The organism is Vibrio sp. 1731 (genome assembly GCF_033339955.1).
Taxonomy (GTDB): Bacteria; Pseudomonadota; Gammaproteobacteria; order Enterobacterales; family Vibrionaceae; genus Vibrio; species Vibrio alginolyticus.
The window spans coordinates 152470-164317 of sequence record NZ_JAWOVO010000006.1 but is presented as its reverse complement, the minus strand read 5'-3'; the positions used below and the strand labels follow the sequence as shown (position 1 = coordinate 164317).

At 42.6% G+C, this 11848-nt stretch carries 13 protein-coding genes; 2 read left to right on the top strand and 11 right to left on the bottom strand.

Annotation, left to right across the window (positions count from 1 at the left end):
• Window positions 1–112: 112 nt before the first annotated feature.
• The 3 genes from R7035_RS09305 to R7035_RS09295 all read right to left on the bottom strand — a co-directional run bounded on the left by R7035_RS09305 (window position 113) and on the right by R7035_RS09295 (window position 2462).
• Window positions 113–304 (bottom strand): hypothetical protein, encoded by a 192-nt coding sequence (locus R7035_RS09305; protein ID WP_005373328.1) that lies wholly within the window; start codon window positions 302–304, stop codon window positions 113–115.
• Between the two features lie 109 nt (window positions 305–413).
• Window positions 414–1349, bottom strand: a complete 936-nt coding sequence (locus R7035_RS09300) for a universal stress protein (RefSeq protein WP_005373330.1) — start codon at window positions 1347–1349, stop codon at window positions 414–416.
• A gap of 393 nt (window positions 1350–1742) precedes the next feature.
• A complete protein-coding gene (locus R7035_RS09295; protein ID WP_005373333.1) occupies window positions 1743–2462 on the bottom strand; it encodes an SDR family oxidoreductase in 720 nt (239 codons plus the stop codon).
• Between the two features lie 134 nt (window positions 2463–2596).
• Here R7035_RS09295 and R7035_RS09290 point away from each other — a divergent pair, with 134 nt between their 5' ends.
• On the top strand, window positions 2597–3505 hold the full coding sequence (locus R7035_RS09290) for a LysR family transcriptional regulator (RefSeq protein ID WP_005373334.1): 909 nt from the start codon (window positions 2597–2599) through the stop codon (window positions 3503–3505).
• A 90-nt stretch (window positions 3506–3595) separates the two neighbouring features.
• On the opposite strand, the gene R7035_RS09285 is transcribed toward R7035_RS09290, so the two are convergent.
• Window positions 3596–4369 (bottom strand): AraC family transcriptional regulator, encoded by a 774-nt coding sequence (locus R7035_RS09285; protein WP_213895354.1) that lies wholly within the window; start codon window positions 4367–4369, stop codon window positions 3596–3598.
• A gap of 99 nt (window positions 4370–4468) precedes the next feature.
• On the opposite strand from R7035_RS09285, the gene R7035_RS09280 reads away from it, so the two are divergent.
• Complete coding sequence (locus R7035_RS09280; protein ID WP_213895355.1) at window positions 4469–5605, top strand: multidrug effflux MFS transporter; 1137 nt, start codon at window positions 4469–4471, stop codon at window positions 5603–5605.
• A gap of 114 nt (window positions 5606–5719) precedes the next feature.
• Here the strand turns inward: R7035_RS09280 and R7035_RS09275 are convergent, their stop codons facing one another.
• From R7035_RS09275 to tssK, 7 genes are all read right to left on the bottom strand, one after another.
• Window positions 5720–6130 (bottom strand): hypothetical protein, encoded by a 411-nt coding sequence (locus R7035_RS09275; RefSeq protein ID WP_033906420.1) that lies wholly within the window; start codon window positions 6128–6130, stop codon window positions 5720–5722.
• A 101-nt stretch (window positions 6131–6231) separates the two neighbouring features.
• Window positions 6232–6720, bottom strand: coding sequence for a hypothetical protein (locus tag R7035_RS09270; protein WP_033906419.1), 489 nt, complete (start codon window positions 6718–6720; stop codon window positions 6232–6234).
• Between the two features lie 21 nt (window positions 6721–6741).
• Window positions 6742–7308 (bottom strand): imm11 family protein, encoded by a 567-nt coding sequence (locus R7035_RS09265; RefSeq protein WP_047008198.1) that lies wholly within the window; start codon window positions 7306–7308, stop codon window positions 6742–6744.
• Between the two features lie 7 nt (window positions 7309–7315).
• Entirely contained in the window at window positions 7316–8062 is a 747-nt protein-coding gene (locus R7035_RS09260) for an AHH domain-containing protein (protein ID WP_226083226.1), read from the bottom strand.
• Between the two features lie 2 nt (window positions 8063–8064).
• A complete protein-coding gene (locus R7035_RS09255) occupies window positions 8065–9582 on the bottom strand; it encodes a PAAR-like domain-containing protein (protein WP_136976744.1) in 1518 nt (505 codons plus the stop codon).
• Window positions 9583–9729: 147 nt separating this feature from the next.
• Complete coding sequence (gene icmH / locus R7035_RS09250; protein WP_005386120.1) at window positions 9730–10521, bottom strand: type IVB secretion system protein IcmH/DotU; 792 nt, start codon at window positions 10519–10521, stop codon at window positions 9730–9732.
• Window positions 10518–11843 (bottom strand): type VI secretion system baseplate subunit TssK, encoded by a 1326-nt coding sequence (gene tssK / locus R7035_RS09245; RefSeq protein WP_318146103.1) that lies wholly within the window; start codon window positions 11841–11843, stop codon window positions 10518–10520. Before tssK ends, icmH begins: the two co-directional genes overlap by 4 nt.
• Window positions 11844–11848 lie beyond the last annotated feature (5 nt).

Below are 11848 nucleotides of genomic sequence, written 5' to 3'. Positions count from 1 at the left end.
AACTCCACTGTATTGTTTTAACCCAAGCGCTTCAAAAACGATCATGAAACCAAGGGAAAAGTAGCAAACAGTAATCACTGAGTGCTACTTAGAGGAACGCCGATACAAACCGCTATTTGCTGTCTGCTACGGCATAAGAACGTAGGTCACTACTTACGTGTTCTTGGCTGAATGTATATGGATTATCGTCATCAGCTAACTCGAATGCATCGTAGGTGCAGTCACCGATATCATTTCTCGGACAAACATAAACATTCGAACGTTCTATCATTTCTGTGTGGCATTTCGGGCATAGGTTTTTCATGTCACTCTCCTCTGATAACTTATTGATACATTGATAATTCCATGTTCTAGAGATCCATCTCCCTCCTTTACCTAAAACATCACTTAAACCCAACTTTGTTACACCCCAATTACTGAATCGGTGAGACAAAGCCATCGGGCTTAAGAGCGACCAAACTACAGTTAATCGATTGCAAAATATTTTCAGCCGTATTACCAATGACATAGCCAGATATACCAGTTCTCGCTAAGGTTCCCATTACCAGCACGTCTACCTCAATACTCTCTACGTAATCTGGAATCTTTTCGTCGGGTTTTCCATGCAGGTGGTGAATCACAATTTCACCTGTAATCCCAGACTCCTCCAACAGCTGTTGCAGAGCTTGTTTATGATCGGCTTTTGCTTTGTCGAGTTCATGTTTCAACTCAGCATCATCGACTTGAATCCAAGCGTTACCATTAAGGTAGTTTTCTAAGTAATACTCCCAGCAAGAAATCACGTGTAAACGACTATCGCAGGTGTCGGCTATCGAACGCGATAATTCGAGTAAACGCACGGCTAATGAGTGCTGTTCATCGCTTGCCGTTAATGGGTCGATAGCCACAGCAACACGGCGCTTATCTCTTGGCTTATCAATTGGTCGGTGCAACCAAAGCGGACAAGGGCATTTTCGTAACAGAGTCATATCAATAGCTTTGAAACCCTCAGCACCTTCACCGAGCGGTTCAGCTTCTTTGATGATGAGATCTTTGTTATCAGCTAATGCTTCTTGAATAATACAGACAGCGGGCTTTTCACTGCTTTTCACAGTAAGAGGAAATGCGAGATCCTCTTCAGAGAGTCCCAGCTTCTGTCTGTATTCGTGAATACTTTGTTTGAGGGAGTCTTGCAGCGATTGCTCATAACTTTGCTGATACTGGATCATGTCTGTTGGGAAATCAGGACACGCTATTAGCCCTGAGACAGGCACTTTGTTGCTAGATGCAATCCTCATCGCTTGTTCGAGGGCGTCACTATGGCCTGGCAATCCTTGTGTTGCAAAAAGTATGTTTGCGAATCGTTTCATACACACCTCCTTGTTTGGTTAAATATTAACCATCCACAAAGTATAATACCTAACGGATAATTGTAACGGCTTGTGACGTTGATGAAATCAATTCTCATTAAGAGACGGATATTGCTTCATTTTGTTTTACGTCACACTCTCCTTTCTTCACAACTATCGCCTTCGACCTAAATAAATTCCGCTACCTAAAATTGAGACCAAATAAAAACCCAAATTACTCAAAGTTTTTTCTCACCTTGAGTAACTTGGGTATAAGCAATAACACACTTAGTGTCCGGATTTAAATGGATGACCTAAATTTTCACGCAACTTAGTTTAAAGATGCCATCTCAATCACGAATCGATATGCAAAGTTTTACGGCTTTAGTGACCTAAAATCGCCGTAACTCAATGTTAAGGTTGTTGTTTTGTCGGTGCCAAAGCAATTTCACGAACACATACACCTTGCGGTTGCTGATAAGCAAACAGCACTGCTCGTGCAATGTCGTCTGCTGCCAACACGCCGCCCATATCCACCTTCCAAGCGTCATAGCCATCTTTAATATCTTGAGACGTTGTATGTGAAAGTAATTCCGTTTCCACTGCACCAGGTGCAATCGTCGTAACGCGAACATTCGATGACGCAACTTCTTCACGTACGTTTTCAGAAATAGCATGAACCGCAAATTTGGTACCGCAATAAGCAGCATGATCAGGGAATGTTTTCTTGCCCGCGATAGAGCTGATGTTAATGATCGTACCACTGTTACGTGCTTTCATCGGTGCTAGGACGGACTGCATGCCATTGAGTAAGCCAATTACGTTCACATCAAACATGCGCTTCCACTCCGATGCTTCCTGAGTATCTATCTGACCTAGAAGCATAACGCCTGCGTTATTTACAAGTGCATCTACCGGACCATACAACGCTTCAGCTTTCTCAATTGCAGCCTCAAAAGAAGCTTTGTCGGTCACATCTACCTTTTCACAAAGCGTATTTGGTAAGTTTAATGCTTCCAAACGTTCTACACGTCTTGCTAACAAAAGAAGAGCATGGCCCTGTTCACTGAAGTGACGTGCAATCGCTTCACCAATGCCTGAACTGGCGCCTGTAATAACAATTAACTTTTTCATTTTGAATCCTTAATCGAACGGTTTACATCAGTGGCGGTAAGTTTAAGAAAACTTTGTTTGTTGATATATACCGACCTAGTTGAAACACTGTTGTTATACTGCAACAATACTTTTTTAATTATGAAGAAGTCATCATGCAAACACACATCAACCTTGCGGATATTCGCTCTTTCGTCCTAATCGCTCAACTAGGAAACTTCACGAAAGCAGCAGAGCAACTTGGCGTTTCTCGCTCACACGTTTCACGTCAAATAACAAATCTGGAGCAACAGATTGGTGTCACTTTGCTACAAAGGACCACTCGAACACTGAACCTCACCGAAGCAGGCAAGGTTCTGTATAAACAGTGTGAAACTGCCCTTCACAATATTGATCAAGCTGTTATGGCAGTGGTTGATGATGTAGAAGACTTAAGAGGTGACATTCGTATCAACTGTGTGGGGGGCTATTTAGGAGAAGACGTTGTCGCAGATATCGTTGCTCAGTTTCTAATCCAACACCCACAAGTGAGCATTAACTTAGATTTTAGCAGCCATCGTGTCGATTTAATCGCAGATGAATTCGATATCGCTTTTCGAATGGGAAAGTTAGACGACTCCAACTTTATCGCTCGCAAACTGATCGATGTGGAAATGGGGACATACGCAAGCCCAAACTATTTAGAAACATATGGCTATCCTTCGCATCCAAAGGACTTAGAAAAACACGTTTGTTTGACAGGTAGTGTGACACGGTGGGCATTTGAGAACACGAATACAAAGCAGTCAACGGAACACCAGATACGTGGACAGTTACGATGTAAGAGTGGCAGAGTAATGATAAAAGCAGCCTTGGCGGGAAATGGCATCATCCGTGTGCCAGCACTTTATTGTCAACAAGAACTCCAGACAGGCAAGCTAAAAGAAGTGTTTACCAATTGGAGCATTCCGAGTGTGGAATTTTCACTCCTTTATCATCACGACCGACATCAACCAAAACGCATCCGAGCCTTTGTTGATTTTACTACGCAATACTTTCGCAAACTGCAGAGTAAAGACAAGTAACCTGCACGTTGGTACCTGTCTATGTATGTTTTATAGGCTGAGCCTGCGAACCTGGGGTTTGTTCTAGAAAGAGTGTGAGCATTTTGACGCTTAAGGCTTGGTTTTCATAAACGTCAGAGGTGTTTGTCCAGTTTGCTTTTTGAAAAATGCAATAAAAGCACTGTCTGACGAAAACTCCAGCCAATCGGCAGCTGCGCTGACTGGCATGCCCGTTGATAACAATTCAACTGCCTTTAAAAGCCTCCACTGTTGCCGCCAATCTTGATAATTCATTCCCGTTTCCGACTTAAATAATCGTGTTACCGTCTTGGTGCTTGCCCCAACTTTGCTTGCAAGAGCAGTAAGCGAAGGAGCTAGAAATGAAGGTTCAACCAACTCTCGACGAAACGTTGTTAAGCGCCGATGCGATGGCAAAGGCAACTGAAACGAATAACGTTTCGCAGCATAAAACTCCTCCCAAAAAAGCGCCGTCGTATTTACCATCTCGCTGCTAGGCTTATCCCACTCCCAAAATGACATTTTATCAATAAGAGCTTGGAGTAAATTATTCACTTCTATCATCGTGATCTTACTCGGACAGGCAAACTCCTCACAATCAAAATACAAAGATCGGTACGCCACCACATTCGTCATTAGTGCGCGATGCGGCGTATCAGGTGGGATCCAAACCGCCTTTGTCGGTGGCAAAATACAAATCGAGTCTTCCAGAGCAAAACTCATACAACCTTGAGGTGCGTACAATAACTGCCCTTTCTTGTGCATATGCATACCTGAGTCGTGCTTGCCAATATCCGCAGCAATTCCCACTACACAATTAGAAATTTTGTCTGCATCAAATTGTGTTTTTTCGTTAATAAGCGCCATTTTGTCCGAATGTTGATGTATTTGGTTTTTATGTTGTTATTAGATCAATCATAGCCTCATTTATACTGCCCGCCAACTTCATTAACGATGGGTAACAATATGAATACTAAGCCCTCTTTATGGCTCATGCTGGTTATGTTGATGTTTCCGCAAATTGTAGAAACTATTTATAGCCCAGCGCTGAGCTCAATCGCTCTTTCATTTGATGTAAACCACGCACAAGCAGCCCAAACATTGTCGATTTACTTCCTAGCTTTTGCCATTGGCGTTGTAGTTTGGGGAGTTCTCGCAGATAAACTGGGAAGAAGGCCCACCATGCTTATTGGGCTCTTTATCTATGGCTGCGCATCTTTACTCGCAACTCAAACCGAAAGCTTTGCTGTTGTCATGACCGCGCGAGCCCTAAGCGCATTTGGTATCGCGGTAGGATCCGTTGTCACACAGACCATGCTTCGTGACGCGTTTGACGGCCAAGAACTGAGTAAAGTCTTCAGCTTAGTGGGGATGGGCATATCAATCAGCCCGGTAGTTGGCATGCTATTAGGTGGGCAGCTTACAGCGTTCGGTGGATACCGTTATGTGTTTTTTGCCTTGTTTTTAATCGCGTTAGTATTACTCGCTTATAACGTTATTAAGCTTCCTGAAACACAGAAGGAACAGACACCAGTGCGGTTGCATCAACTTAGCTTGAAAATGCTAAGAGACACTCGAATTTGGTGCTCAGGATTACTGGTTGCTTTGTATAACATTGCTCTATTTTCTTATTACCAGCTTGGCGCATTTACTTTCTCAGCACTTGGGTATAACTCCGAACAATTTGGATACAGTGGCATGGTACTGGGGTTAGGCACTCTGCTTGGAAGTTATTTAAACAAATCCCTAGTGTCCAAAAATGTTCGAAAAAGCCAGCTACTTTGGTTCTCAGCAATATTGATTAGCGTTGGATCAGTCGGTGTGTTGATTCTGAACCAATCAATCTGGTTTGTTGCTCCAATGGTGTTAGTCGTCATGTCTTATGGGATTGCGATACCCAACATACTCAGTGATGCACTCGTTAATTATAAACAACAGGTTGGCAGCGCAGGCGCTTTATTTGGGCTCATGTACTACATCATGATCGGGACGGGATTAGCGATGGCTGGAACAGTACAAAACTTAGGTGTCGTTCTATTATCATGTAGCTGTTTAGCGATTTTATTAGCGTTTTCTAAAAGGCAAGTTCATACCAACTTGTGACCAGATACTACGCATTGCTTGCCTAATCTTCCGAAGATTGGTCTACATCTTTTCTAACGGTTAACTAAAACGTAAATAAAAAGCGCCTGTCGGCGCTTTAATTATCCATAGATCTTATTGCCATGTTGGCTCGCCAAACTCTTCACAACGTTGCTTGTCGTAATTTTCAATGCGCCCGCGTTTACCTACAAACTGAACCTGAACAACCATTCCAGCTTCAACATATTCACTGAAATAATCGCAAGAAACACGAAAACTAGTATCGCGTATCACAATTGGTACCCATTCATAGCCGCCGCTGCGTGGTAAGTAAGACTTGAAGGTAATGACCCCGTCATCTGAAACGTTGATTTCTTCATCATATTCATTCAACTTATAAAAACGTTGTCCATCAAACTCTGCCTTTGCTTTTTCAATTATTTCCTTCGTTGCTGTCGATTGCATCGGCGTATTTGACACCAGTTGACACCCAACAATAGATGTCAATACGGACAAAGCCAAAGCGAGTTTAGTTATTTTATTCATTTACCTAACCACTGTTGAATTATTCAACACTTACCACTTTAAAAGGAGGGAGACCATACTTTATTTTAAAGAAAATAAAAAGCGCCTTTCGGCGCTATTAATTATACATCCCTTACCCAAACGTCTTTGACGTCTTTCTTAAGAAGGTCAATCACACTCTGGTGAATAAAAACTAATCCAAAGTCTTCTTCTAGTTTAAATATTAATCGTTCTTCTAAGGGAATATTTTCTAATTTAGAGAAATCAAACTCCGTTGACTCGATGTCTAACCAGTTTAACTTGCCGTATTGTTTTTCTTTGTCCGTCAATTTATAAGTTTGATGGATGTAAGGCATTCGATAATCTTCGTAAACTTTAATTTGATCATCTGTTGGTTGGCTTGGAGAACAATCGACACGAGCGTCTAACCACTCTACTCCGTGTACGACCAGTTTCTCCACTTTTGACGCAATATCGCTGATGATAAATAACTTTGGAGAAAAGGTCATTTCAAGCAGTAAATCAGGCTCAATTGGCACTATTGGCTTAGGGCTTTGCTGGAATGGGAAGTCAGTCAAAGATTGTTTAGATAAAACTATGTAGTTAGTCATTATTATATTTACCTACTTACACTAGACTCGGGGCGTCTCTTCGGATGTATCAAATGAAAAGGCAACGATACTAGTGTTTATTTTACCCTCCTCATCTAAACGGACAAGCGCTTCAAACAACTCGATTGAGAAGAACGTTTTTGTCATTCCGACAGGTTTAAAAACATGCCTCTTGCTATCCGGAAGTTCCTTGATCTTTTCATCAGATAAGTAAAAACGAGTAGTTACGTCAGTCACTTTTATGCTTTTATCATAATCAACGACATCTACTAAGTTATCTACTGCTATTATGTAGCGCTCAGTTAACACTCCGTCTCCGGAACAGGTTAATTTTGCGGGATAAACTTCAACACCGTATGGGTCGAAACTCATAATTAGTTCAGCAATAGGCTTAGTGACATTAAAAGCACCGCCTCTGATTAAATCTAACGCTTCCATTTCATAGATATCATCATCTTTCCACACAATCTCACTTATACAAGAAGTGGGAGTGAAATCATTATCATCATAGAAAGACGACCGACTATCAACGGCTGTAAATAATGATTCACCCTCGTTAAAGTCTTCATTTATGTATGCTATTTCCATCTCAAACCTATAATTTACTAGCAACCTTTAGATAATTGAACTTAAGGGCTTTCTTATAAAAAAGTCCACTCCATATTTCTTCTATCTCCGGCCAAGTTGTATTTTTGTGTGTTCTTTGCTGACAATCTGAGCTTCTACAACCATTTCCTTTTGGAGAAAAGTCACCTCCTGTATTGTGAAGCAATATCGTAAATTCACTTATCATGTCACAAATTCTTTCCGAAAGATCATTCAGTTCTTTTCGATATACAGGAGGTGGCATTTCACAGTGTAGCTTTTCCAACGTCTCTAGCAATTCTTGCTTTACAAACTTATGATAGGCTTTAGAAGGATATGCTTTAATCTTATTTTTGTCTTTGTTCAGCATACTAGCCCTCTTCATTGGATTCCCTCCATTTAACATCGAGGTAGGCTCTGCATTAGAGTACACTTGTTCATCACTCTTAAGATTAAGTTTACTTACTGTATTTCTACCCGTATGACCGCTAGAATGCCAAGGCAATCGATACTTGCACGCAACCTTTTTAGCCGTACCTTTGTCACTGCTGGGAAGTATTACTATATTGTCTAAACTGTTCCAACTGTATTCTTTGTTTCGCATCTGTTCTGTTCGCTGAGTTGATAGCTTTTCGAACAAATTAAAGCTAATCAGATGATGTCCAGTAAGAGGACAATCACATTTTTCAGCTAATATATGATTGGCCTTTAGTAATGCTTCACCAGAAACATGTCGAGAAAAACCGTTATTGCTCATACTCATTTTTTCCTTCCTGGAAGGACACATTTTTTCTTATGTCGTTTATCGGCGATTGCCCGCTTACACACTCTACAACGAACTGTTTTAGTCCCTTTATCCTCATTTGCCTTCGCAGAACTCTTTCCTGACTGTGCAGACTCGCCAGTATTATGTTTTACTTTTGCTGGGTAAGTTTTCTCACTCTTACCTAAAATTCGAGCAAAAAGGTCATCAAACTCGCCCATCGCTTCTTTAAGCTTATCCGGTACCATCTTATCGATGATTTTTACCTCATCCGCTAACTTCAAGAAATACGTACCGAGCTCATCTGCACCCATTCTGTTTGCGTGTGAAGCCAACTCAGTTGCCACTTCAATGCAAGGTTTTAGAACATCGCTAACAATCTGGCTGGTCTGTTTTGCATAATCCATCCAATCTAACGTGCGTAGGAATTTTTCTGGATCGCCTTTACCCATGCCTCTTAAAACAGCAAGCAAAGTATCTTTTGATGTTCCTTTACCGCCTTTTAACGCAACTTTACAAGTGCCTTTGACTGCACTACCAAATGTCGGGACACAACCGATAAGCGTTAATGAAAGAGCTAGCCAGTTTTCCGACTTTTCACGTTCTTCCTCATTCAACAACGTCATAATGTTCGCTGATAAATCGCGGACATCTGCTGCTTGATCGACAACAGGGATCATGGTCAGGGCCGTATTGGCAATAATCTGTTCTACGGAGGCATCATCGTTAAAGTCACCAAGAATGACGCCCCAAACCCAGCTTGCAGCACCAGACATTCTCTTCCACGCATTCTCCCAGAAACCGACTTCTCCACGCTTAGCTTCTTCAATAATTAGCTGCGCGTTTGCACTTGGATCAAAGTTCGGGTTGGTCTTGGTTGGGACATTTGGCATAAAATCACGGCTGTCCTCGCCGTACTCTATAGCAAACTCCCCCGGAGCAACGCCACCAACAGATGCTTTACCGTTGTCGTCGAGAGTTCCTTCAAACACCGCGCCAGATTGATCTGTGAGAGTGTATGTTGCGCCTTGAACGGGTTCACCGTCTGAGTATGAGAGATACAAATCAACCGTATACGTCCCTTCCTGCTCTTCACTCACAGAAACCGATGGGTTTTGTGCGCCGCCAAGACACACAGTGTTGGCTTTGTTCATGGTCATTTGATCGGACAGGCGACATACGCCCTTACCTTCAAACTTAACCGTTGGTGAAGCTGAAATGAATTTTGCTTCGGCTTCTATCGTGCCTGAGGCAACGCCTTTTCTGTCACCGCCCGCATCGCCAGTACTTTTTGAGAACGTACTGCCCTTGATAGCGACACTGTTACCGCCATCCATAGAGACCGTCGTAGTCCCACCTGCAAGGTCTGCTGATTTAGCATTGTTGCCATAAGGGATAGGAACGACTGGCTTGCCGACCTTAGTTAAACAAACATCTGGGAGCGTTGCATTCGCTTCACCACCTGAGCCTTTATGAACTATCGAAAGTCCATTCGCACCAACTGTTACGCCCATAACCAATCCATTTGAATTTTATTGATTGAATGATAAAAGAGATCGCAAGCTGCAATCTCTCTAAATAACTAGTGAATTTCACTAAAAGACCAGTGATATTCACAATAAGCCCTAAAACTGGCAGAAGATCTCATTTTAGACCTCTGTTTATCTATACATTTCAAGCAGTTGCTGAAATTTTAAGTCTATGACGATGTAGGTTGCCGCATACATAAGCGCAAACGTCATCGCACTAAGACTCAAGGTCAGCTTGGGTGAAATTACCCTTTTTAACGGCTTCTTTAGGTATTTAGCTTTAAGGTTGATTAAAGAAACTTTTTCTTGTTCTGCTAGGCGGTCATCTCGCACTAATCGATAAATGGTGCTGCCAATTTCCGCTAACTTTTCGTTACCACGCTCTTCACGGCCATACTTGCCTTGGAAACCAAGTTGAAGCAGTAAATAGAGAAACTCTATAACGTGACGGTATTTACGAGGGTCGGCTTTTAAGCGATCGAGAATAACGAAAAACTTGTCACCACCAGATGTTTCGTTATGGAATTCAGACAGTAAGCTGTTCTGGCTCCAGTGACTATTTGCTCCCCATTCTTGCCGACAAACAGATTCATCAATCGCCGCACACAAGCAGTAACGAATAACAAGAACCGAAGCACGATCGAGCTCCATTTCATTAAGTTTTCGTTCACCTTTTCGAATCTCACGTGCCACTTGTTCACGAAATGGCATCGGGTCATCAAGCCAAGGGATCGAAGACATACAAGACAGACTGGCGATCAACCATGAGAACTGGTCCACTAGCGGGTTAATACCCATGTTATCGATAGATAGATCTTGTACTGCTATGTTTCTCGACAAGTCAGGCGCTGGCATTACCTCCATTGGTTTGCCAGGCTCTGGTTGGAATAAGACTACGGTGACGTCGGTTTCTGCGTAACTCATAGACGAACGGCCCAAAGTTGCAATGATAAGTTAGCGAAATCGCCCGCAACGTGAATCGCAATCGCAGCAGTGTTCTTCAATGCCATCCACTCTTCGCCCGTTTTATCGAGCTCGAAATAGGTGTAGCCAGCGTGATACGGCAGCGCGCGTGGCACAACTGGCATTGGTTTGATCTCAATCCCAGGCAGTTGAAGGTTAATCAAGTCACGTATGTTATCGATAGAACCGATCTTCGTTTGGCTGACAAACTGGGTATGCAGAACATCCAAGGTCACGTCGGCTTTAACTGCGAGGATAAAGGTTGTCGTATCAATGATCTTATTGTCAGGGATTGCTGCCGTTCTGATGCCATAGTTCTGATCTTTTAAGGTCAGTGGAATTGCTCTTTGCTCAGACATCACGCTCAATGTCATTTTCGCACTGTCTAGGACGCGAGAAAGACAGCTAGTAAGATCACCATGATTGTACTTCGTAAACTCAATAGGTCGGCGTGTCGTTGAGCACAGCGTCGAAAGCTCACCCTCTGCCTGAAGAAGAATTCGATACAAAGACTCAGGATGCACAGCTTCTGTGCTGGCGAAATGCCAAAATAAGGGTTCGTATCGGTTGAGCGCTTGCAATAGCATAAAGTCAGAAACCGATGATACGCCTTGTTGATCCACCCCCCCTAATCGCTGGACTATCGATTCCGCGCGATGCTTCAACATAGAAGCAAACTCGGTCGCAAATTTACTCAGTACTGTCGACGCATGAATATCGATACAGGTAGGAATGAAACTATCATCTAAGATCACGCTGCCATCAGGCTTCACTTCTGAGATCTTTAAGATCGGAATAGACGTGTAAGCACTCTTATCTTCATGATCGTACATTAAGCAAAAGTTAAGCTTACCGACGACGATATTTGCCATGTCTTCCGAATCATAACAAGCGTCAACCGCTTCTTGAGATTCCATCGTATAGCGCGCACCGTCTTTTTTGGTACCAAATAACTCAGAACGTTCCGATGGTAACGGACAGCACAAATAAACGACTTTATCGGCAATCGAAGGATCTACATCTTTCACTTCAGGCAGCTCAGCAAGCAACGGAAGCTCAAATGGTGTCCGGTCTTGTAAAATACCTTCAGCACGAGTAATACCGATTTTACCCAGTGCTAGTAACTGAGAGTTGATTTCTAAACGTTTAACTCCCCAATGCAAAGGCGATGCATTGGCACTCAGTAGGCTCGATAGTTTACTTTGCGAACGATCGAGTTGTTGAAAATGCTGCGGCTTCATGAACATTCCATCTTGCCAAACAACTGGATTGTATAAAGACATGTTTC